The 22941-nt window shown below is 55.1% G+C and carries 19 protein-coding genes and 2 tRNA genes; 8 read left to right on the top strand and 13 right to left on the bottom strand.

The window, feature by feature from the left end; genetic code table 11:
- The first annotated feature begins 107 nt into the window (after positions 1–107).
- Positions 108–743, top strand: a complete 636-nt coding sequence (gene pdxH, locus HMPREF0043_RS00245) for a pyridoxamine 5'-phosphate oxidase (protein WP_021600714.1) — start codon at positions 108–110, stop codon at positions 741–743.
- Between the two features lie 108 nt (positions 744–851).
- On the top strand, positions 852–4190 hold the full coding sequence (lysX, locus tag HMPREF0043_RS00240; protein ID WP_021600713.1) for a bifunctional lysylphosphatidylglycerol synthetase/lysine--tRNA ligase LysX: 3339 nt from the start codon (positions 852–854) through the stop codon (positions 4188–4190).
- Between the two features lie 44 nt (positions 4191–4234).
- On the opposite strand, the gene HMPREF0043_RS11930 is transcribed toward lysX, so the two are convergent.
- The 13 genes from HMPREF0043_RS11930 to dnaA form a co-directional block, all read right to left on the bottom strand.
- Positions 4235–4975, bottom strand: a complete 741-nt coding sequence (locus tag HMPREF0043_RS11930) for an alpha/beta fold hydrolase (protein WP_084431861.1) — start codon at positions 4973–4975, stop codon at positions 4235–4237.
- A 2-nt stretch (positions 4976–4977) separates the two neighbouring features.
- Complete coding sequence (locus HMPREF0043_RS00230; protein ID WP_156897449.1) at positions 4978–5697, bottom strand: DUF998 domain-containing protein; 720 nt, start codon at positions 5695–5697, stop codon at positions 4978–4980.
- Between the two features lie 260 nt (positions 5698–5957).
- Positions 5958–6143, bottom strand: coding sequence for an SDR family oxidoreductase (locus tag HMPREF0043_RS00225; protein WP_021600710.1), 186 nt, complete (start codon positions 6141–6143; stop codon positions 5958–5960).
- Between the two features lie 141 nt (positions 6144–6284).
- Positions 6285–6357 (bottom strand) — tRNA-Ala (locus tag HMPREF0043_RS00220).
- Between the two features lie 53 nt (positions 6358–6410).
- Positions 6411–6530 carry a DLW-39 family protein gene (locus HMPREF0043_RS11600; protein WP_232205954.1) on the bottom strand — a complete coding sequence of 40 codons (120 nt, stop codon included), beginning with the start codon at positions 6528–6530 and terminating at the stop codon, positions 6411–6413.
- A gap of 21 nt (positions 6531–6551) precedes the next feature.
- Positions 6552–6625 (bottom strand) — tRNA-Ile (locus tag HMPREF0043_RS00215).
- Positions 6626–6753: 128 nt separating this feature from the next.
- On the bottom strand, positions 6754–7095 hold the full coding sequence (locus HMPREF0043_RS00210; protein ID WP_021600709.1) for a DUF3566 domain-containing protein: 342 nt from the start codon (positions 7093–7095) through the stop codon (positions 6754–6756).
- Positions 7096–7215: 120 nt separating this feature from the next.
- Positions 7216–9813, bottom strand: coding sequence for a DNA gyrase subunit A (gene gyrA / locus HMPREF0043_RS00205; RefSeq protein ID WP_084431902.1), 2598 nt, complete (start codon positions 9811–9813; stop codon positions 7216–7218).
- Between the two features lie 78 nt (positions 9814–9891).
- Complete coding sequence (gene gyrB, locus HMPREF0043_RS00200) at positions 9892–11964, bottom strand: DNA topoisomerase (ATP-hydrolyzing) subunit B (RefSeq protein WP_051317344.1); 2073 nt, start codon at positions 11962–11964, stop codon at positions 9892–9894.
- 269 nt (positions 11965–12233) lie between these two features.
- Complete coding sequence (locus HMPREF0043_RS10410; RefSeq protein WP_232205953.1) at positions 12234–12785, bottom strand: DUF721 domain-containing protein; 552 nt, start codon at positions 12783–12785, stop codon at positions 12234–12236.
- A gap of 52 nt (positions 12786–12837) precedes the next feature.
- Positions 12838–14070, bottom strand: a complete 1233-nt coding sequence (recF, locus tag HMPREF0043_RS00195) for a DNA replication/repair protein RecF (protein WP_040317439.1) — start codon at positions 14068–14070, stop codon at positions 12838–12840.
- Positions 14071–14099: 29 nt separating this feature from the next.
- Positions 14100–15233 carry a DNA polymerase III subunit beta gene (gene dnaN / locus HMPREF0043_RS09980; RefSeq protein WP_021600704.1) on the bottom strand — a complete coding sequence of 378 codons (1134 nt, stop codon included), beginning with the start codon at positions 15231–15233 and terminating at the stop codon, positions 14100–14102.
- A gap of 436 nt (positions 15234–15669) precedes the next feature.
- Positions 15670–17286: a chromosomal replication initiator protein DnaA gene (gene dnaA / locus HMPREF0043_RS00185; protein ID WP_040317470.1), complete on the bottom strand. Its 1617-nt coding sequence runs from the start codon at positions 17284–17286 to the stop codon at positions 15670–15672.
- A 386-nt stretch (positions 17287–17672) separates the two neighbouring features.
- Between dnaA and rpmH the strand changes: the two genes are divergently transcribed.
- The 6 genes from rpmH (at position 17673) to rsmG (ending at position 21363) form a co-directional block, all read left to right on the top strand.
- Positions 17673–17810: a 50S ribosomal protein L34 gene (gene rpmH, locus HMPREF0043_RS09975; protein ID WP_051317343.1), complete on the top strand. Its 138-nt coding sequence runs from the start codon at positions 17673–17675 to the stop codon at positions 17808–17810.
- Positions 17811–17813: 3 nt separating this feature from the next.
- On the top strand, positions 17814–18182 hold the full coding sequence (rnpA, locus tag HMPREF0043_RS11925) for a ribonuclease P protein component (RefSeq protein WP_156897448.1): 369 nt from the start codon (positions 17814–17816) through the stop codon (positions 18180–18182).
- Positions 18179–18526, top strand: a complete 348-nt coding sequence (gene yidD / locus HMPREF0043_RS09970) for a membrane protein insertion efficiency factor YidD (protein ID WP_051317342.1) — start codon at positions 18179–18181, stop codon at positions 18524–18526. The genes rnpA and yidD overlap by 4 nt, the downstream gene beginning before the upstream one ends.
- A 73-nt stretch (positions 18527–18599) precedes the next feature.
- Positions 18600–19805 (top strand): membrane protein insertase YidC, encoded by a 1206-nt coding sequence (yidC, locus tag HMPREF0043_RS00180; RefSeq protein WP_021600700.1) that lies wholly within the window; start codon positions 18600–18602, stop codon positions 19803–19805.
- Positions 19806–19849: 44 nt separating this feature from the next.
- On the top strand, positions 19850–20635 hold the full coding sequence (locus HMPREF0043_RS11920; protein WP_084431855.1) for a R3H domain-containing nucleic acid-binding protein: 786 nt from the start codon (positions 19850–19852) through the stop codon (positions 20633–20635).
- 86 nt (positions 20636–20721) lie between these two features.
- Positions 20722–21363, top strand: coding sequence for a 16S rRNA (guanine(527)-N(7))-methyltransferase RsmG (rsmG, locus tag HMPREF0043_RS09960; protein ID WP_156897447.1), 642 nt, complete (start codon positions 20722–20724; stop codon positions 21361–21363).
- Positions 21364–22941 lie beyond the last annotated feature (1578 nt).

Genomic DNA, 22941 nt, shown 5'->3' with positions numbered 1-22941 from the left:
CGACATCGAACTGAGCTTGTGCGCACAAGTGTACCCTAACCCATCGTTTGCGCGGGGGCAATAGTCCGGCTTCCGTCTCCCACCGCGGCCGGGCTAAGGTGAACTCCATGAAGGGACTGGCCAATCTGCGTAAAAGCTACGAACAGGGCCATCTGAGTGAGGATGAGACGACATCCGCTCCGTTGGCGCTGTTCGAGCGGTGGTTCGTCGAGGCCGAGAAAGCCGGGATACCCGAGCCGAACGCTATGACGCTCGCCACTGTCGGAGCGGACGGACGTCCTTCCACTCGTGTGGTGCTCGTCAAAGAAGTCGATGAGCGCGGACTGGTCTGGTACACCAACTACGAGTCGCGAAAAGGCCGGGATCTTCAGAACAATCCATACGCAGCCCTCCAGTTCCACTGGGTGGAACTGGAACGGGTGGTGCGCATCGAAGGCACGGTGGGCAAGGTGAGTTCGGAAGAGTCAGACGCATACTTCGCCGAGCGTCCTTTGGATTCGAGGCTGGGCGCGTGGGCATCTCCGCAGTCGCACGTGATCGCCTCCCGTGCCGTGCTTGTGGCCGCCGCAGCCCGAGCGGCGGCTACATACGGCCTGAAACCGCCCAGACCGGAGCACTGGGGCGGGTATCGCCTGATCCCCGAAACCTGGGAGTTCTGGCAAGGCCGCAAGTCGAGACTGCATGATCGCATCCGGTACCGGCTCGACGACGGGGCATGGGTACGGGAACGGCTGGCGCCGTAGAGCATTCCGACGAACAGGGCGAATCCTTCGGAAGAGGAGAATACGCCGGATGGAAGTGTCAGCGGGATCGACCATGCGGTCGTTCGCAGAAAGTGTGGAGTTTTAGGGATGCGTTTCCGGTCGAAGTACAGGTCCGAACGTACGAAGAATCGCACCGCGGCGGCAACGCGGAAAGAGGCGGCCGCCACGTGGTACGGCCGTCTTGTGTTCGCCTATGCGATATGGCAGTTCGTTGCGTTGATGCTGGAGTACTCCGCTCCGGCTTTCGTCTTCGAGTCCTCTCGTCTGCTGAACGTCACGAACATCCCTTCGTACCCGAGCATCGTTTCCTTTCTCCTCCTCACCTTGATCGCTTTGGGCCTGCTTCGACGGCAGCGTCCGGCCCTCTGGATGTCGGTGATCCTCTGGCAGGGGCTGTCTCTGGTGCTGTCCGCCGTGGCGGGCATCCTGATTTTCCTGTATCCACGACTCGGCGGCAAAACCGTCGCCGTCGGGGACCAGCCGATTCTCATCGCCTCGACGATCCTCGCCATACTGTTCATCATCCTCGGGATATGGATGCGCAGCGCCTTCCCTGCGCGCCTGGCGCCCGGGGCCTGGCGCAGAGCCGGAGGCATCATCGTCTTCGGCCTCACCGCATCGGCTCTCTTCGCATTCTCCGCTCTCGAGTTTTCGACCATCGGGCGGATTCGCCTACGCAGCGCAATCAGCTGGAGCGTCTCCGTCGCCCTCGGATTGTCACCGTCCGATCCGCCTTTTCGCAGCACGATCGCCGGCTATCACTGGGTGGAGATCGGCTCAGAGATAATATCCGCTCTGACGTTGATCGCGGCCACCGTCGTCTTCCTTCGAGCGGCTCCGCATGACGCTCAACAGGACCAGAACGATGAACTCGCGATTCGCCGGCTGCTATTGACGACTGAGCCATCCGATTCACTCGGGTACTTCGCCACTCGCGACGACAGGCAAGCCGTATTCTCGCCCGACGGCCGGGCAGCGATCTCCTATCGGGTGATCCTCGGCGTATGCCTGGCGGCCGGCGATCCCATCGGAGACCGCCGCTCATGGCCCGCGGCGATCGCCAAGTGGCTGGAGCACGCCCGCGCCTACGGCTGGGTGCCCGCCGCCGTGTCGGTGGGGGAAAGCGCTGCCCACGCCTACCGAGCGGCAGGTCTGCACCCCATGATGCTCGGAGACGAAGCGGTCATCGAAGTCTCGGACTTCCGTTTGGGCAGCGCGAGCTTGCGTTCCGTGCGCAAAGCGGTGGCGGGGCCGGTGAACGCCGGCTATCGGGTGCAGGTGCGGCGTCAGGCCGACATACCGCGGCAAGAACTCGCCGAGCTCATTGCGGTGGCCGACGTATGGCGCCGCGGCGGGCCGGAACGCGGCTTCAGCATGGCGTCGGGACGCCTGGGCAATGCTCGGGACGCTCGAACGGTCATCGTCACCGCCCACGACTGCTCCGGTCGCGTGTGCGGCCTTCTCTCCTTCGTTCCCTGGGGGCGTCGCGATCTATCACTCGACCTGATGCGTCGCTCTCCCGAGGCGATATCGGGTGTCACCGAACTGATGGTCACCGAACTCATCGCCGCGGCGGACCAACTCGGAGTCACCCAGATCTCCCTGAATTTCGCCATGTTCCGGGAGTCATTCGCTCGCGGCGCGCGAATCGGCGCCTCGCCGCTGCAACGTCTCAATCGCAAGCTCCTGGTTTTCGCATCTCGCTGGTGGCAGTTGCATTCGCTCTACCAGTCCAACGAGAAATACCGCCCGAGGTGGCGTCCGCGCTTGCTCTGCTACGACAGCACCGCCCAGCTCACCCAGGTGCTGGCAGCCGTGTTGCAAGCGGAAGGCTTCATACCAGAACTCCCGAGTCTCTTTCGCCGGCGTTCGCGTGCCGCTCAACTCGATCGTCCTGAAACCGCCGCCCAGCTTGCCGATGCCGTTCTCGCACAGGAAAAGGCTCTGTTCACGCCTGTTCTTCCGGGGCGGCGTCTAACCGAACAGCAACGGGTTCGATTGGACAAGCTCGCTCGGCTCGCGGACATCGGCATGGACCCATACCCTCCCGACGTTCCCCGCACAGTCTCGCTGGCACAAGTGCATCGCGATTCCCGGACGGTGTCAGTGGTCGGGCGGGTCGTGCGAATGCGAGACCACGGCGGTGTCCTCTTCGCCGACCTGCGGGAAGGGGGTGAAGAACGTCAGATCATGTTCACGCTCGACCGGCCCTCGGCGGGAATGGAGCTGTGGCGGACCACCGTGGATCGAGGAGATCTGGTGAGCGTCACGGGTCAGGTGTGCCTAAGCCGTTCGGGAGAATTGAGCGTGCATGTCGAATCATGGACGATGGCGGCGAAATGCCTCGCCCCGCCGCCCGACAAGCATCTGGGGTTGCGCGATCCGGAGACTCGGATACGCTTGCGCCAGGTGGACCTGGCGCTCAACGACGAGGCGCGGAGGCGATTGCTCGCCCGCAGCACGGCGATCCGCGCCATTCGTGAGAAGCTGACGGAACACGGGTTCGTCGAGGTCGAGACTCCGATTCTCCAACGCGTGCACGGAGGTGCCAATGCGCGTCCTTTCACCACGCACATCAACGCCTACGACGTCGACCTCACCCTGCGGATCGCGCCGGAGCTGTATCTGAAACGTCTGTGCGTAGGGGGCCTCGACAGGGTGTTCGAGCTCGGCAGGAACTTCCGCAATGAAGGCGCCGATTCCACGCACAATCCCGAGTTCACTTCTTTGGAGGTTTACCAGGCTTACGGGGATTACACCAGCATGCGGACACTGACGCAGGAACTGGTGTGCGCTGCAGCTCAGGCCATTCACGGGCAGCCTGTTGTGCCGAGGCCGGATGGGACTTCGCTCAGGTTGGACGGCACATGGCGCGTTCTCACCGTTCACGAGGCCGTTTCGCAGGCGATAGGCGTGGAGATCACGCCGGACACGCCGCTTGCGCAGTTACAGGATCTCTGCCGTGAGCACGCAGTCCACTATACGATGTCGATGACGTCTGGCGACCTTGTCACCGAACTCTACGACGACTTCGTCGAGCCCCATACAACGGAACCCACGTTCTACACAGACTTTCCCGTGGAGACCTCACCGCTGACCCGCCGGAATCGCAGGAATCCACTGCTGGCCGAGCGGTGGGATCTCGTGGCCTTCGGCACGGAACTCGGAACCGCCTACACGGAGCTGACCGATCCGGTCGATCAACGACAGCGACTCACCGAGCAGTCTCTGCGCGCGGCCGCCGGCGACCCGGAAGCCATGGAAGTCGACGAGGAGTTCCTGTCGGCTCTGGAGTTCGGCATGCCCCCAACCGGGGGGCTGGGTCTTGGCATCGACCGCATTGCGATGTTCCTGCTGGGCGCCCCCATTCGTGAAACGCTGGCTTTCCCGTTCGTCCGTCCGAGCGCGCACACGGGAAAGCCGTGAGCAGTCACGCCGCCGGAGAGATCGCACTGTGCCGCGCCGATCGTTCACATCCGCTCGATGTGGTGCAGTACCAGATCCGGGCGAGTCACGGGGAACAGATGATTCTGCCCGGGCAACATCACGATGTGGGTGGGTAGACGCTGGGACAGCTCCCACTGTGCTCTCAGGAACCTGCGCTGGGTGGTCCTCGAGCCGGCCCCGACCAAGTGAACGGCAGGCGGCATCTGCGACGTCGACGTGCGCGCAGCCAGTAGGCGTGCCACTCGACCCTCCTGCTCTCGGCTCTCATACAGTTGGTTCGCGAGAAGCCTCCAAGCCTCGGCCGTCCCATACCGTGCGTCCGCCTCCACGGAGGGCAGGCTGTCCGGATTTTTCGTTGCCAGTCGAATCCCGGCGCGTCGCAGAGATTTGCCCACTGGGGATGCGGCTGCACCGACGGCACCGATCAAACGACGCCCCCGCTGTGTTCGGCCTGCGAACGCCGCCCGGTATGACGCCGTCCGTTCGGCTGCCCGCCTGCGGGGCGTCGTCGGGTCGAGGAGGACTAGGCGGCCGATCTGTTCGGGGTAGCGCAGAACCCATTCCACTGCGGCGAGGCCGCCGATCGAATGGCCGATCAGATCAATCTCGGAGTCATCGGCTCCGAGCGCTGCACGAACCGCGGATATGTCTCCAGTGGTCGGCGTTCGCCATGAATCGACGACGTTCGCGTCCGATCCCAGACCTTTCGCGAGCGAAGCGTAGTCATCGGGAGCTAGTCCCCATCCAGGAAGAATCAACCACATTTTTAACCCCTCATGACTAACGGCAGTGGAGCAAGCGCTATTGCAAGGCAACTCAACGCCACTTGTACACGCTGAACGATGCCGAGGGGCGCGAAGCCGAACGCTTCGGAGACCACCAAGAGCGCGAGTGACAGAAGAAGCACGACCATCGCCGCAATGACGCATGCCAATAAGATCCTTTTCTCACACATCCTCCAGCTTCGCACAGTTATCAACAACAGAGAGGCCGCAAACAGAGCTATACCCACCCCTGCGGTTCCGCTGCTGACATTGTGCAGCCATTCGGTCTGGCCCATGGTCCCGGCCGCAATCTGAGCTCGGCATTCGGGTAGGGATATCGCGCAGTCCAGAGGCGTGAGCGTACTGTCGATGATCGTCGCAACGCCGAATGCGTACAGTCCGATAGCCAAAAGCCTTTGACTCAGCCGCCATGTCCGCCACCGTCCGCGAATGCTGATCAGCAGAGTGGTCGCCACGACTACGACGGCACTGCTGACAAGGTCGGCCAGGCGAAACCACTGTCCAGTGGACTGCTGGCGTGCCGCCAATTCGGAGAGGTAGGAAGCGCGGATGTCCAATGGCCGCCCCGCAAGGATCTCACCGACCACGCTCATGTAGACGATGGCCGCGAAGCACATCAGCCCAATGGACAGTCTGTCGCGGAGTCCGCCATTGCGGTCCGTCACAGCATGGGCGCCGTCTTCCGACGCGGTCTCTGTCACGAAACCACCAGAACACCGGGATCGACATCGGCGAGTGCGGGAGGGACTTCTCAAGCGTACCCCGCCGCCGCGCCTACGACTGTCCAGCGTGTCAGCCGATCACGCTCGCTTGCCGTTTCAGCCATCTGAGCCCCTTTCTGTGGACCTCTGAATGCGGACTCCACGATCATAACCCGCCATGCCATCACGCAAGTCCACCGATCTCTCGATCGGCCGCGAGTGGGAGCGATGGTCGCTTCGTCGCCGATCGACTCGGCTTCTTAGGACTTCGACCAGTTCTCCCGAAGATAGCGCAGGTCTCCATGCCAATAGGCGGCCGTGGTGCCACCGTCGGCGAGCACGTCGATCCCGGTGATGAAGCCGGCGGAGGGCTCCATGAAGAACTCGGCCAACGCCCCGATCTCGTCGGGGGTTGCGATGCGGCCCGCCGGGGAGAGGTCGAGCACCTTGCGGCAGCTTCACCTTCGGCAGGCGAAAGGACTCTTTCAAGATAGGGATTCCACTCACGTGGAAACGGAAACGTCTCCTAGCGACGAAGACCGTTCACTACCGATAAAAAATCGGCATATGCATTGCAAAGGAAGTTGTGGAGCTAACGGGACTCGAACCCGTAACCCCCTGCTTGCAAAGCAGGTGCGCTACCAATTGCGCCATAGCCCCGAATGGCCGTGGGAGCGTCGGCCCCTCATCGGCAGCCCGACCATGCGGGCTCGTCAGTCCACCGGGTCCGTGACTTCCTGCCAAACAGCCCGATCTTGACCCTTCTTCTGAATCTCGATCCATGCGACATACCCGACAGCTGCAGCCGTCAGTACGAACAGGAACTTCTTCATGGTCTCCCTCCAAAGTTGCCGTGGGCCTAGCTGGACTCGAACCAGCGACCTCATCCTTATCAGGGATGCGCTCTAACCGACTGAGCTATAGGCCCTCGCACCCCTTGGGTGCCGATTTAGATTACCCTACCGTTATTCCAGTGTCCAGTCGGCCTGCCAGCCGATTCGGTCTCTTCACCTGAATGCCGTCCGTTGATCCGGAACCGGGGCGGGGTCTCCCTCGTTATTCGTCGGTCACTGTTATTCGCAAGCCTCCCACGAGCGAAGCGATGAGGTTGTATATGAGCGCGCTGACGGCAGCCAGGGCCGTGAACAGCACAATGTCGATGATGGCGACGATCACGGCAAAGCTCATCCACCGGCTGAACTGCAGATACTTGCCGACTTGGAGCAGACTCTCCGAGTTGAGCGTGTCGAGGAGTTTCTGGATCTCGCTGAAAACGTGCATGGAATCGAGGACGAACCAGAGGAACATCATCGCCACGACGATCATGATCCCGATGGCCACAGAGCTGAGGAAGCCCAGTTTCAGGGCCGAAAGCGGATCGACCTTAGAGATGGTCATCTTGACACGGCGAATGCCCACCGGCCTTTTGGGCCCGGCATCCTCATCTTTCGCTGGGCTCGGCGCCGCCGGTTTCGGACGCGATGGAGCGCCTGCAGGCGCCTGGGTCTGGCTCATCTACTACTCCGTAACTTCATCATCGGATGCACCTTCAGCCGCATCCGCTACATCAAAGGCTACCGTGTCGAAGCCGGCCGCGTCTTCCCGAAGGCCGCTTTCCCCTCTCGGAGACTGCCCGCCGGCGGACGTCGCATCGACCCTCGATTCGGCTCCCACAGGCGCGCTCTCCTGCCCGATTCCCTCCTTATCCAGCGTGCTCTCGACGTTGCGGGCGATGGCGATGATCCTGTCGCCGTCGTCAGGTCTGGCGAAGGTCACACCTTGAGTGTTGCGACCCGTCCTGGACACCTCGTCAACGGAAGCTCGCATCACCTTGCCGGAGGCCATGATGACGAGCACATCCTCTCCCTCGGTGATGAGCGCACCGACGAGGTCGCCGCGCTCGGCCGTGAGTTTGGCGACTTTGACGCCCAGCCCTGCGCGTCCCTGCACGCGGTATTCGGCGACGGATGTGCGCTTGGCGAAACCTCCTTCCGTCACAACGAACACTTCGGAGTTGTCGCGCACGACGTCCATCGTCAGAAGCGAATCATCACCGCGGAATTTCATTCCCATAACACCCGAAGACGGACGCCCCATCGGCCTCAGGGCAGCGTCTGTGCCGGTGAACCGCAGCGACATGCCTTTCCGTGAGACGAGCAACATATCATCGCCTTCATTGACGAGGCAGGCAGCGACCACTTGATCGGTCGTGCCATCCTCGTGTTCGCGCAGCCGGATGGCGATGAGACCGCCTGCGCGCGGAGAATCGTACTCGGTCAGCCGAGTCTTCTTCACCCGTCCATCGGCCGTGGCGAGCACGAGGTACTGCGCCTGATCGTAGTCTTTGAGGGTGATCGTCGAAGCGATCGTCTCGCCTGGCTGGAATGCGAGGAGATTGGCGATATGCTGACCTTTAGCATCGCGTCCGGCTTCAGGCAGTTCGTATCCCTTGATCCGATAGACTCTGCCCAAATTAGTGAAGAACAGATGCCATGCGTGCGTCGAAGCGACTCCGAAATGCTGGACGACATCGTCACCGCGCAGAAAAGCCCCTCTGATCCCTTTCCCACCGCGATGCTGAGCGCGATACTCGGAGACCTTCGTGCGCTTGATGAACCCTCCGCGCGTGATCGTCACCACAACGTCTTCCTCGGGGATGAGATCTTCGACCCGCATTTCGCCGTCGAAGGGGAGAATAGTCGTACGCCGGTCGTCTCCGTACTTATCGACGATCGCACCGAGCTCTTCACCGATGATGGCGCGCTGCCTTCCCGGCTTGGCGATGATGTCCTTGTAGTCGGCTACAAGGGCGGCCTTCTCCTCGTACTCGTCGACGATCTTCTGCCGTTCGAGAGCCGCCAGACGGCGAAGCTGCATCTCGAGGATGGCATTGGCCTGGTCCTCGTCGATATCCAGGAGCTCCATGAGGCCGGTGCGTGCCGCATCGACCGTCGGCGATCTGCGGATGAGCGCTATGACGGCGTCGAGTTGGTCGAGGGCTTTGAGATACCCCTCGAGGATGTGAAGGCGTTTGAGGGCCTCCGCCAACCGGTACTGCGTGCGCCGCAAGATCACTTCCATCTGGAAGGCAACCCAATGGCGGACGAATCCGTCGAGGGAGAGCGTGCGAGGCACGCCGTCCACGAGCGCCAGCATATTAGCCGGGAAGTTGTTCTGAAGCTGAGTGTGCTTGTACAAGTTGTTGAGCACGACCTTGGCGACGGCGTCTTTCTTCAGCACGACGACGATGCGCTGGCCGGCCCGCCCGGAGGTCTCGTCGCGAATGTCGGCGATGCCCGGCAGACGGCCGTCCTTGATGCCCTCGACCATTTTGTCGAGCAGGCGATCGGGATTGACCTGATAGGGCAGATCGGAGATGACGAGACACTGGCGGCCCTGAATCTCGTCCACTTCGACGACCGCTCTTTGGGTGATGGAACCGTGGCCGGTGCGGTACATGTCGTCGATGCCGCGGGTTCCCAGAATCAGCGCACCCGTGGGGAAGTCCGGTCCTTTGATCCGGCGCATGAGAGCTGCGAGCAACTCCTCCTTGCTGGCATCCGGGTTGGTCAGGTACCATTGGACGCCATCGGCGACTTCGCGCAGGTTGTGAGGCGGGATGCGGGTGGCCATGCCGACGGCGATTCCCTCCGAACCGTTGACGAGGAGATTCGGGAAACGAGCTGTCAGAACAGTCGGCTCCATGAGCGAACCGTCGTAGTTCGGTTCGAAGTCGACGGTGTTCTCCTTGATGTCGCGCACCATCTCCATCGCGAGGGGTGCCATGCGCGCCTCGGTGTAACGCGGAGCCGCCGCACCGAGGTCGCCCGGCGTGCCGAAGTTCCCCTGGCCGGCCACGAGCGGGTAGCGCATCGACCAGGGCTGAACCAGCCGCACCAGAGTGTCGTAGATGGCGACATCGCCGTGGGGATGATAGTTGCCCATGACATCGCCGACGATCTTCGAAGCCTTCGAAAAGGAGGAGTCGGGCCGGTATCCGCCGTCGTACATCGCGTAGAGGACCCGCCGGTGCACGGGCTTGAGGCCGTCCCGCACGTCGGGGAGGGCGCGTCCGACGATGACGGACATGGCGTAGTCGAGATAAGACTTCTCCATCTCCCGCTGGAGGTCGACTTCCGCAATACGCCCGTGATCGTATCCGGCGGTCTGTTCTTCGCTCACTGGAATCCTGCCTTAGATGTCGAGGAATCGAACGTCGTGTGCGTTACGCTGGATGAAGCTGCGTCGGGATTCAACATCTTCTCCCATGAGCACCGAGAAGGTTTCGTCGGTTGCAGCAGCTTCGCCTATGGATACCTGCTTGAGAGTCCGTTTAATGGGATCCATGGTCGTATCCCACAATTCCTCGGCGTTCATTTCGCCTAGCCCCTTATAACGCTGTACGCGCTGGCTTTCATCTTTAGGCAAACGATATCCCTTAACTTTTCCCTCCTCGAGCTTGACATCGCGTTCTCGATCGGAGAAGACATAGTCGTGGGAAGCATTCGTCCATTTGATGCGGTAGAGGGGAGGCATGGCGAGGTAGACGTAACCGCTTTCTATGAGCGGCCTCATGTATCTGTAGACGAGTGTCAGAAGAAGAGTTGCGATATGGGAGCCGTCGACATCTGCGTCGGCCATGAAAACGATCTTATGGTATCGCAGTTTCGCCATGTCGAATTCCTCGCCGACGCCTGTTCCGAAGGCCGTGATGAGACCCTGGATCGCTTCGGAGGACAGAGCACGGTCCAGACGCGCCTTCTCGACGTTGAGGATCTTCCCGCGAATCGGCATGATCGCCTGGTGCTCGGGATCCCGCCCGTTGACGGCCGATCCCCCCGCCGAGTCGCCCTCGACGATGAAGATCTCGCACTCTTCGGGATTGCGGGACGTGCAATCCTTAAGCTTACCCGGCATCGACGCCGATTCGAGGACGCTCTTGCGGCGAGTGGCTTCACGGGCCTTGCGGGCCGCCGCGCGAGCTGCGAAGGCCTGAAACGATTTGCGAACGATCTCCTTGGCTTCACCTGGATGCATGTCGAGCCAGTCGGTCAGATGAGCATAGACCTGCTGTTGGACGAAGGTACGCGCCTCGGTGTTGCCGAGCTTGGTCTTGGTCTGGCCCTCGAACTGGGGATTTCCGAGCTTGACGGAGATGATCGCCGTCAATCCCTCGCGGATGTCCTCGCCTGAGAGATTGGGATCCTTATCCTTGAGCAGGCCCTTGTCACGCGCGTATTTGTTGATCACCGAGGTCAGAGCTGATCGAAATCCCTCCTCGTGAGTGCCGCCTTCGGTCGTATTGATCGTGTTGGCGAAGGTATTGAGGGTTTCGGAGTAAGCCGACGTCCATTGCATCGCCACTTCGCACTGGATCTGCTTCGCTTGATCCTCCGCCTCGAAATAGATGACGTCGGGATGTACGACCTCCACTTTCTTGCGAGCGTTGAGATGTTTGACGTAGTCGAACAATCCTCCCGAATACATGTAGGAGACTTCGCGCCGTCCGCTCTCCGGGTCATCGGCGCCGTCGGGCTTTCCGGTGACCTCGTCGCCTTCCGCGGTGGCGGTCGGCCGTTCATCGATCAAAGTGATGCGCAGATCCTTATTGAGGAAGGACATCTGATGAAAACGTTTGCGCAACGTCTCGAAATCGTAGTCGACCGTCTCGAAGATCTCGGGGTTCGCCCAGAACGTTTGACTCGTCCCATGTTCATCGGTGGCTTCGCCTCGCCGAAGAGGACCGGTCGGCACGCCGTTTTCAAAGGAGATCCGCCATACGTAGCCGTCACGCCAGACTTCGGTCTCCATGCGGCTCGACAACGCATTGACCACGGAGACGCCGACGCCGTGCAATCCGCCCGAAACGGCGTAACTGCCGTTGCCGAACTTCCCTCCCGCGTGGAGGATCGTCATGACGACTTCGACTGCAGGACGATGCTCGGTTGGATGGTCGCCGACGGGAATCCCGCGGCCGTTGTCGCGCACGCGCACGCCGCCGTCAGCCAAGATCGTCACTTCGATGTGGTCGCAGTATCCCGCCAGGGCCTCATCCACAGAATTGTCCACGACTTCGTATACGCAGTGGTGAAGGCCGCGCTCACCGGTCGACCCGATGTACATGCCGGGACGTTTGCGCACAGCTTCGAGACCTTCGAGAACCGTAATCGACGAGGCGTCGTACGATTGTTCATCGGAGACTTTGTCCACCGAGGTGGACTTCTCCTCTTCTCCTTCGGACTGAGCATGCGTCTCGTCAGCTGTCACGCTTGGCGACTCCTTCAAACTCGAGTTCACGAGGTCGTTCTCAGGCGGTCCTACCTCGCTGTCGTAGGTCCCCACACGGATGGGGGCTTCGGCAATTCTACCGCACATCAGAGAATTCTCAGGTTGCCCAGGCTCCTACGCCGCATTGTTAGGCAGGTTACAGTTCCCACTAGCCCCCTCAGTTTCGCACAATACACCCATTATTCACCCCATAGTTCACATTTAAATTTATTTTAAACTATTTAAATATATCAAATACAACATGGAGGTCAGTCGTAAGTGTCTCGCACGCCTCTGCCGGGAACGGAAAACCGTCCATGTTTCCAATTCGGAAGCGCGGGACCCTTGACGACGATTCTCTTCACCACGCCTTCACCGATTTCCTCCGCAAGCGTGGTCTCGAGCGTGGCGAGAAGGGCTCGAATCTGCGTTTCCCACGACGTCGACGAGGTTCTCAGGGTCAGAGTTCCGTCCTCGGCGAATTCCTCGACAGTGCAGTGCCTGGCAACAGTCGGACCGACGATTTCATCCCACCGGGAGACGACGGAGGCGACTTCAAGCCGCTGCGTCCACCCTCGATCGCGCACGAAACGTCCAAGAAGCTGTCCGATCGGACGGGGATCGCGTCTGGAGGGACGCGGACCGGAACCCACATCCCCCCACCCGGGACCAGGAGTCCACACCTCGTCGCCAATCGGTTCTTCAGCGGCCTGACCGTCCCCATCGTTCGACCCGTCATCCGTCTGTGAGGCCAGCGGCTGGCGAATCCGCACCTCTCCCCGAGCGAAAGCCGTTTCGCGAACTCGGTCGAGTTGACGCAACGCGAGGAGATCCTCTCGACGGGCTTGACGCCGCGCTCCGGCGATCGCTCCCTCAGGCATCGGCGACACCCTCGACCCGAAGACTCATCTTTCCATCGGCGACATGCAATCGCTGTCCGTTCAATCCCTCGGGAAGCTCGCTGCCGACGGCAACCGTGACGAAGACCTGCCCAGCTCGAGAGACGATGCCGGCGAGGCGTTCGCGACGACCCGCATCGAGTTCGGAGAATACGTCGTCGAGGATGAGAATGGGCTCGCCGTCCTCAGCCCATTCACCCGAAACGTCAGCGCGTAGAATTTCCCATGCGGCCAGTTTGAGCGCCAAAGCGTAGCTCCACGACTCCCCGTGCGAGGCGTACCCCCTAGCGGGGAGCGAACCGAGCGTTAAGGCGAGATCGTCCCGATGGGGGCCAACCAGATTGACACCCCTCTGCATTTCAGCCTCGCGCCGTTCGGAGAGCTCAGCGATCAACCGAACTTCGGCGAAATCGGCATCGGCGAGTTCTCCTTCGTGCTTTTCAATGGCGGCTATCGACTCCGCGTCCGAAAGATTTTCAGGCGTCGGAAGTTCGAAATGCCCTTGACTCGCATTAGCGCGATAGTCGATGCGAGCCATGAGGGACCCATTCGAGAGCTCGCGGTAATACCGGTCGACGTGAGGCCGCAGCTTGGAGACGATGTCGGCGCGTGCCGCCGTGATCTGGGCCCCCAACCGCGCCAGCTGAAGATCCCACACGTCTAGAGAACTCGAGTTGATCGAAGCGCCACGACGTCGGGCTGCTCCAATGGACTTCAACAACGCTCCGCGCTGTCGCATGACCTTCTCGTATTCGGTCCTCACTCCGGCGAGTCTGGGGCGGAGTTGCACCATGATCGAATCCAGATAAGCTCTGCGGGCACTGGGATCACCGCGAATCAGTTCGAGATCTTCGGGAGCGAAGACGACCGTCTTGACGATTCCGAGTATCTCTGCCGGACGCACCTGTCCGCGGTTGATGCGCGCACGATTGGCCCGACCGAAGCGGATCTCGACCTGAAGAGTCGTCGGTGTCTGCCCATGCAGAACTTTCGCTTGGATGACGGCAGCCTTGGCGCCTTGTCTGATAAGGGCTGCGTCCGAGGAAACTCGATGCGAGGAAAGCGTTGCAAGGTAGGTAATCGCCTCCACTGCATTCGTCTTTCCCTGTCCGTTGTCACCAATTAAAATTACTACACCTGGATCAATATGAATAAGAGTTTGAATGTATGAACGAAAATCAGTTAAAGCTAAATCGCTCAAATACATTTTGAGACTCCGAGAATATTTTCAAAACGTTATGAATTATATGTCCGAATAGGCATAAGTAACAAACGAAAATCTTGTGAATCGTCACTTCCTATTTCACGTTGTGCAGTCAGAACAGCAGGTTTTGACGGATTTGTGAAAGACAAACGAATGTATTCAGCGCTCGTCGAACTCAATCCTTCCTGTAGAAAGCCCGGATTGAAAGCCATGACTATGTCCTCGCCAGCAAGCGTAGCCTCCAACGCCTCACTGGTTTGCGCATTGTCACCTTGGCCGGCCTCGAGAATCACCTGTCCTTCGCTGAAGGACAGCCGCACCGCCGAATTCTTTTCAACCACGAGGCGAGCGCGCTTAATGGCGTCGAGCATCTCCTGGCGATTGACGACGGCGTACCCGCTCACATCCGAGGGGAAGAGATTGCGAACCTGAGGATAATCGCCATCGATGAGACGAGCGACATTCTGGCGTCCCGCCGCTGAAAACCCGATGACGCCCCCTCGATTGCCGTCACCGACCGAAATCTCGACCTTTCCAGCGGATCCCAATGACTTGGCTATATCGGACAAACGCGAAGCCCGTATAAGAATTCGCTCCTGCACGTCATCTCGAGTCGGCTCCCACTCGAGATCACGCACCGCAAGTCTATAGCGATCTGTGGCCATAAGAGACACTTGCCTTCCTTCGATTTCTATACATACCGAAATAAGGAGAGGAAGAGTATCATCGTTTGATGCAGCCGAAACCACCTGTGCGACCGCCTCTTGCCACAAAGCTCCATCAACGGCGCCTGTCAGATCGGGCATGTCCGGAGCGGCGGGATAATCCTCCAAAGGCATGGACTGCATAACAATACGCGAGGAACCGCATGTCACTTCGAGTTTCGAACCGGATACTTGCATGTCGATGGGCCTGTTCGGAAGTGCACGAGCGAAATCCGCCAGAAGGCGCCCATGGACGAGGATCTCGCCGGGCTCATTGACCGCTGCCTCGATTGCGACGTGTGAAGCTATGTCTGGATCGTAAGAACTGAGCGCCACCGTGCCGTCCTTGAAGGCCTCGATCCGTATTCCGGCCAGCACGGGAAGCGACGGCCTCGAGGGAATGGTATGCGCAACCCACGAAATGGCGTCGGCAAAAACGTCGTGCTCAACCCTGAGCTTCACGGGTGACCTTCTTTCCTTGACACAGTGACGGATCCCACGGACATAGGCGCGGGCATAACCACTCTACGCGAGACTCGTGGTTTTGTGGACATCGGCTTCGCCTTCTTCTCTCGAGGTCGGGACCTTCCCATTCATGCTGCCGGATTCGTCGACCCCGGAGTCCGGCGAATCACTTGCGGAGTCCATGACCGGTCGATGGCACTTCAAGGGTAAAGAGGTTGGTGGCTGTAGTAGGCCGTGTGGATATTGTGGAAACCGGACCCTTTCCCCGAAATGTCGGGCTCTCTGCGTGTGCAAGTCCGTGTGGACTCTGACGGGGACAGCCTCGCTTTGCGGTGGATGAGACATTTTCGCCTTCGGAATCTCCACAGCCTGAGTTCTTCCTTTCCACAGATCAGAAGGCAGTGGGCACAAGGAAACGCACATGACCTGTGGATTATCCTTGAGCCTGCTGAGCAGCTTGTTTAATTCGACTTGTTAACTCTGAGACTTGATTATATGTAACCTGACGTTCAGCCATTTGTTTATCAATTTTTCTGCAAGCATGCATAACGGTTGTATGATCTCGTTTTCCAAAAAGCTCACCAATTTTTGGCAGAGACAAATCAGTCATTTCACGGCAAAGATACATTGCTATTTGACGTGCAGTAACAAGCATACGACTACGATCTGCCGAAGTCATTTCTTCAATTTTTATATCAAAATAACGTGCTGTCTGTGCCATTATAAGAGAAGCAGTTATTTCTATGGAGTCAGGATTATTAATTAAGTCTTTTAAAATCATTTCTGCAAGTTTAAGAGTAATAGCTTGCTTGGACAAGTCGGCGAAAGCGGTAACACGCCGTAAGGCGCCTTCCATTTCGCGGACATTAGTCGTCATATGAGTTGCGATGTATTCGTTGACCTCTCGCGGAACGTTGAAGCCATCCGAATCCGCTTTCTTCTCGAGAATGGCGATTCTGGTCTCGAGGTTAGGTCGGTCGATGTTCGCAGTTACGCCTGAGTTGAAGCGTGATATCATACGCTCTTCAAATCCATTAAGGAGATGAGGAGAAACGTCAGAAGTAATTACAATCTGTTTGTTAGAGTTAGTTAAAGCATTGAAAGTATGAAAGAATTCTTCTACAGTCGTATCACGGCCGCCAATAAATTGTATGTCGTCTATTAGAAGTATATCGACTGTTCGGAATTGATCTTTAAATTCAGCTTGCTTTCCATCGCGTACGGAGTTAATAAAAGCGTTTGTGAATTCTTCTGCGCTTACATATCGAACTTTACTTCCAGAAAATAAATTTATCACGTAATTTCCTATGGCATGCATAAGATGCGTTTTTCCCATTCCAGAGTCGGAATATAGAAAAAGAGGATTGTATGTAGTGCCTGGAGATTCCGCTACAGCAAGTGACGTGGCTGTAGGGAATCTATTAGAGTCACCAATCACGAAATTGTCAAATGTGTAGCGAGGATTCAATCGTGCTGCATGAATCCTTTCCATAAGTTCCAAATTATGCCTTGAAGTTTTTTTTGTTACCGCATGTCGACCATGAATTTTATTCGATAAATTATTTGTACGTGCTTTACCTGATTGATAGTTTTTATCAATTTTGTTTAGGTTATTATTTTGTGTTGATTCTATGTCTGTTTCTAGCGAAAATCCTTCCGAGGTGGAGTTATCCGGAGAAGAATATGAAGACTTGGTTTTTGTAGGTATTTCTTCTTTTTCAGAGTAATGAAAGTTTTTGGTAGTGAAGCCTGCATTACTCGTTGTTTGGGTAGGTTGAACATCGTTGATGCTGGGATCTACAGAAATCATCAGTCGGACGTTACGACCGAGTATGTTAGACAGCATCTCCGTCATGGCTTTGGCGACATGCTCTTCGATCCAGGTCTTCACAAATTCCGATCCGACCGCGATCATGAAGATCTCGTCGACGCATGCCAATGGATAGGCCATGCGGACGAATGCCTCCTGGGAATCTGACAGCGAGCCGTCGGAGCGTAACAACTCTGCCGCCGCTACCCATGCGTCCTTGGCTGGATTGCTGTCGTTCATTGAGCCCCTTCCTACTGTGTGTGGCGTCCGCCTGTGCCTCCGGTGCGAAGCCCGAAGCCATTCTAGACAGTCGTCTGGGGATAGTGATAACACGTTATCCACAGGTTTCTCCACACCTGTGGAAATTACACGGATGTCATTCGTCCGGCCGAATTCCGGGAAACTGCCTCAAACTCTGCGGTGCCGGAAAATGCACACGTGTGGAAAGCGGTGAATGACACCCATGTCATTCATTCTTATGCCTGAGATTCCCGTCACCCGATAGATTCTCACATTGACCCGGCAGTCGAATGTCGCGTAAAGTCGATATGTCATTTGCGCACCTCCTAGGTGCCTGCCAACCGCGAGGTTAACCCTCGTGTCAGTTCTAACGTGGGAGAAGAGCCGTGACCAAGCGGACATTTCAACCGAATAATCGTCGTCGGGCCAAAGTACACGGCTTTCGTAAGCGTATGAGCACCCGAGCTGGACGCGCCGTCGTCTCTGCGCGACGCCGTAAAGGCCGTGCTTCGCTGTCCGCCTGAGTCTTGCTTCCAGCCGAGAACCGAATGCGGAACTCGGCTGAGTTTTCCCGGGCTTTCAAGGGAACTCGCGGTGGATCTTCTCGTTTGCTCATAGCCATTGACAGTGATCGGGAGGAAAACAGAGCCGACCTTCGACCGGTGAAGGTCGGCTTCATCATACCGAGAAGTGTGGGAAATTCAGTCGTTCGGCATCGTTTGTACAGACAACTCCGGCACATCGTCAGGATAAGAATTGATAATTTCGGCCCAGGAGATATGGTTGTGATACGGGTTTTTCCACAGGCTCGTGGGGCGACGTCGACGCAGCTCGCAGCCGATTTGGACCGGTGCATCGCCCTCGCCCGGGATAAAGCGGGGAGACGTGGGCAATGAGCTTCGCCTCTCGAATTCTTGCGGCACCCGTTCGTTTCTATCAACGTCGGGTATCGCCTGCTTTTGCGCCGAGGTGCCGATATGCGCCCACCTGTTCGCAGTACGCGATAGAGGCTTTCGGCATTCACGGGGCCATTAAAGGTACACTACTGAGTGTGTGGAGGATTCTGCGGTGTAACCCGTGGAGCAAAGGCGGAGTGGACCGAGTACCGCCGAAGGGAGAATGGCCTAAACGACCACTGGATAGCGACGAACTTCATGCTCTGTATGAGCATGAAGACGCTGAGGATCATATTTCTTCAGGCGATGCGGACGAAATAGGGAAAGCACGAAGCCACTCATGAGAGCTTCATTATTTTCCTCAAAGCTTGATCGACTATGCGGATCTGCCCGCTACGATTGAAAGAAGAGGCGTGAATGACGGATACAATCCTTGCCCCGGTTATGTGGGTTGTTGCGTGGATTATGAACTTGATTCACAAGGTGCTGGCCTTCGTTGGCATGTCGGATGGCCCCGGTCCGGCTTGGGTTGTGGCAATTCTCGGCCTAACCGTTGTCGTACGTCTTCTTGTGTTGCCTTTGTATAATCGTCAGATTAGATCATCACGGCAGATGCAGATTCTGCAACCTGAGATTAAAAAGATTCAGAAGAAATACAAAGGTAAGCGTGATCAAGTTTCGTTGCGACGTCAGCAAGAAGAATTGCAGGCGCTTTATCGTAAACATGGCACATCCCAATTTGCTTCTTGTCTGCCTATGCTCGTGCAGATGCCAATTTTATTTTCACTTTATCGGGTTCTTTACGCTTTCCCTGCTATTGCTGAAGGCAAACGTGGAGCGCTGGGTCCTATAACGAAACAAATCGCCACGGATTTTGAGAATTCCACAGTTTTTGGCGCGCCATTGTCTTCTTCGTTCCGAGTCGCTGAAGATGCTGGTTCTGCCGCTACTAATGTTCGAATCGTTGCCGCTGTATTGGTTTTGTTTATGAGTGTCACGATGTTTTTCACTCAGCGACAATTAACTATGAAAAATATGCCCGATTCAGCAATGGATTCTTCTAATCCTATGTTTCGTACTCAAAAGATAATGATGTACGGAATGCCTGTTGTTTATCTTTTTATGGGAAGTGTTTTCCAAATTGGCGTATTAGTTTACTGGGTTGCTGGCAATATCTGGAATATGGGGCAACAGGCCTGGTTTATTCGACACAATCCGACGCCTGGTTCTCAAGCCTATCGTGAACGTGAAAAGCGTTTGCGGGAAAAGCGGAGGCGAGAAGGGCTGAGTGGTGATGAGATTGCGCAGCTCGAAGCTGAGGAAGCTAGAAAGAATGGCGGCCAGAGGGTGCAGCCTCTGAGTAAGGAACGCGCAAAGAAAGCTGGGATTCGTCCAGGCGATTCATTGGTTTCACCACATCCAGCCGATCGGGACGCTGATGAATCTGGGGAGCAGGAGGAGGCCTCTGAATCGGCCGAAGTTCGCGGAAAAGACGGTCTTACTGACGCTGAACGCGCGCGTAAACGCTATGAGCGCCGGCAGGCGGAACGCGCGCGATCTAGGGCCAAGCAGGCGAACAGAAAGAAAAGAGCTCAGCAAAACCAGAAGAAGCGGAACTTTTAAAAATCATGATACAGCTATTTTTCTTGCTGTGGAAAGGTTAAATAATGAGTATCCCCAGCTCAAGAAGTGAATTGATCAAAAAGCTCGATGCGGAAGGTGATCTAGCCGCTGATTACCTTGAAGAGCTTCTTGATATCGCAGACCTCGATGGTGATATCGAAATCAGCGTCGAGGCCGAACGAGCTGCCGTTGCCGTGGTGACTGACGGTCCGGCAGATCGGCGGCTTAAGCGTCTTATAGGAAGGAACGGTGAGGTTCTAGAGTCCCTTCAGGAATTGACGAGGCTAGCCGTTCAATCTAAAACCGGTGAACGTAGTCGCCTTATGCTAGATATAGCGGGCTATCGAGAGGCACATCGTGCTGAAATTGCGGCAATTGCTCGTGAAGCTATTGCGACAGTTCTCATGAACGGTGAATCGGTGACACTTCCACCCATGAATCCATTTGAAAGAAAAGTCGTTCATGACATAGCAGCAGCCGCAAATGTCGTTTCCGATTCTGAAGGTGTAGGCTCGTCCCGACACGTAGTTATCGCCTTGACTTCATTAGAGAGTTCTGCTGGAGGTGAAGATGGTGACGATGCGGTCTTACAGGAAACTACTGATGATTCAGATCAACCGGAAATACGGTCGGCGGTTATGGGCGAAACCAATGAAGACGGCAGTGATTCACCAAAAGTAACTAGTTCTTTTGCTATCGACGGATCGAGTGATCTGGCGTCTGGTGAATTCGTTTCCGATGAAAGTTCATATGAAAATGAAGATAGTAACGTAGAGTCACATGAATCTGATGACGATTCCGTTCTCAATGAATCGGTTATCGATAGTTGATTTCACAACCATTAATAGGACGTAAGCTAGATGCATTCCATCCATTTGCTCACTTTTTTAATTTTACTATCGGAGCATGAAATAGCATGATGAATGCAGACGGTAGTGAGGCTCCACCTAAAGGTGGGGCCTCACGTTTCGGAAATAGGGCATGGAAGAGATTGCAAAAATTTTCCACAATGCTCATATCTGAAGGTGAATTGCGTGGACTTATTGGACCTCACGAACTAGGACGCCTATGGTCTCGACATATTCTCAATTCGACGGCTATTGTTGATTTCATTCCAGATGGTTCTTTTGTTGTTGATGTCGGAACGGGCGCGGGTTTTCCAGGAATGGTAATTGCTATAATTCGACCCGATCTTAATTTGTTTCTTGTCGAGTCAATGGAACGACGTTCTGCCTGGCTCCATGACGTTGTTGATGCGATTGGTTTAGACAATGTCGAAATCTATCATGGACGGGCTGAACGGCTTAGTCATGTGATTCAAGCCGATATTGTCACTGCACGTGCAGTTGCTTCTGTACGGAGACTGTTGCCTCTTACTATGCCTCTTTTGAAATCATCTGGATCTTTGCTTACTTTGAAAGGTTTACGTGTTGATGAAGAAATTAACGCTGCATTTGATGTTTTTAAGAAGACTCGGGCAGCGTGGGCAGACGTATATGACGTTATTCCTTTTGGAACAAATGAAATGACAAGAGTCTTGGAAGTCCGAAAGAAATAGAATTAGTTCTGGCGATCATTGTTGGTCATTTCAACTGATGATTTAAAATGGTATATGCACATCGCATAATTCTCATTCAATTGAAACCTATTGTATGACCACTCTAATATGAGTGTCATATGTTCGCCTTCACACGACTAATTGGCGCCACGAAAAAGGTTTCACGTGAAACATGGTATGTATCACCACCAGAGGATGATGTTTATGAAACGAATCATTTGCTGTTGATACGTTTACTTGTCTAGCTCATATCGCTTGAATTGAATGTGGTTGTGTTAGACATTGACTACTGCTTAGTTTGTATACGGTACTAATTATGTCAACACTAGGGAATTAATTCAGAAATTGTGTGACAAAAATTTGTGAATTCCAATAGTTTATGTTTCACGTGAAACAACGATAGGAAATTCACATAGTCAGTTCATCCAGTAAGCAAATTGGAAATTGTATAATGGTTACTTTCGCGCTATCCATCGTTGGTAACCTTTTAACCATTAATTTGACGTATGGATGTTCCACTATGTGAGTAATTGTCGTTATCCGTTCTTGGTAATTGCTAGACAATGTTGTCTATTCATTGAACTGATGTATTCATTGAATCATAATAGAATTCCGAGATGAAACACGCTTATGGTTTCGCATACAAATTGTGTATTGTAAATACATACAATGGTGTCGAAGCATCATAAACGACATGTCATTTCATATTGACCATGTACAAAATTGTATGTGCCAGTTATAGGTTCAGTAAGTATTCAAAATATAATGAATCTGTACAATTCTGCACTATTGTCTATTGACAATCGTAATTCGAAAAATGTCTTGTAAATTACTTTGACGTGGTCAATTAGGAATTGTTCATCATTAATCCAGTAGTACATGACCGATTAAGAATAGATGTCCGTGAGATCTATGATGTTTCACGTGAAACGGAATCGGAAGAGTGTTTTGATTGGATGGTCATATTCAAAATTGCCTGAATAATTATAGTTAGTTACAGTCTGCCATTCCAAATTCCACTTCATACACTACAGATGGAATGCCGAACAGTAGTTTGCTGTTTGCCTGTACCAAGCAAAATTTATGCAATTATTCATGACTATTCTGTTTCACGTGAAACTTCGAGATGTCGTGTCTGCTAGACGAAAGTTAGGAACTTTTCGGTGAAAATTTATGTTATCACTGACAGATACTATTCTATTACTATATGGTTGAAATGTGTTGAATGCTTTGTCAAATTATCAATTGTAATATACGTTTAAATGAAATTGCGGTCAGTTATTGAATCGATTATTCAATGTATAACTAGACACTTTTCATAGCATTGATATACAACAATTCAATTTTTACGAAATAGTTAAGTACACTTGTTTCACGTGAAACGGATACAGTAAATTAATTTTATGAATTCGTTGATGAAACTAATTTAAATACCGGACGTTAAATACTTTACTAATATTGACCAATTGTTGTTCACTGCATTCAAAGTGACAATAATCAAATTTGTCCATATGACGCCATGTCAGTGAATTGATGTATTAAACATGTATCAATAATTATTCAAATAACAATTATAAA

Source organism: Actinobaculum sp. oral taxon 183 str. F0552 (assembly GCF_000466165.1).
Taxonomy (GTDB): domain Bacteria; phylum Actinomycetota; class Actinomycetes; order Actinomycetales; family Actinomycetaceae; genus Peptidiphaga.
Note: the sequence above shows the minus strand (reverse complement) of the source record. Positions and strands in the feature narration are given on the sequence as shown.

Coding starts and splice junctions, on each gene's coding strand:
- pdxH (WP_021600714.1), top strand. CDS start 108: ATGAAGGGACTGGCCAATCTGCGTAAAAGCTACGAACAGGGCCATCTG.
- lysX (WP_021600713.1), top strand. CDS start 852: ATGCGTTTCCGGTCGAAGTACAGGTCCGAACGTACGAAGAATCGCACC.
- HMPREF0043_RS11930 (WP_084431861.1), bottom strand. CDS start 4,975: ATGTGGTTGATTCTTCCTGGATGGGGACTAGCTCCCGATGACTACGCT.
- HMPREF0043_RS11600 (WP_232205954.1), bottom strand. CDS start 6,530: ATGAAGAAGTTCCTGTTCGTACTGACGGCTGCAGCTGTCGGGTATGTC.
- HMPREF0043_RS00210 (WP_021600709.1), bottom strand. CDS start 7,095: ATGACCATCTCTAAGGTCGATCCGCTTTCGGCCCTGAAACTGGGCTTC.
- gyrA (WP_084431902.1), bottom strand. CDS start 9,813: ATGGAGAAGTCTTATCTCGACTACGCCATGTCCGTCATCGTCGGACGC.
- recF (WP_040317439.1), bottom strand. CDS start 14,070: ATGTATTTGAGCGATTTAGCTTTAACTGATTTTCGTTCATACATTCAA.
- dnaA (WP_040317470.1), bottom strand. CDS start 17,286: ATGAACGACAGCAATCCAGCCAAGGACGCATGGGTAGCGGCGGCAGAG.
- yidD (WP_051317342.1), top strand. CDS start 18,179: ATGAGCTTCGCCTCTCGAATTCTTGCGGCACCCGTTCGTTTCTATCAA.
- yidC (WP_021600700.1), top strand. CDS start 18,600: ATGACGGATACAATCCTTGCCCCGGTTATGTGGGTTGTTGCGTGGATT.
- HMPREF0043_RS11920 (WP_084431855.1), top strand. CDS start 19,850: ATGAGTATCCCCAGCTCAAGAAGTGAATTGATCAAAAAGCTCGATGCG.
- rsmG (WP_156897447.1), top strand. CDS start 20,722: ATGATGAATGCAGACGGTAGTGAGGCTCCACCTAAAGGTGGGGCCTCA.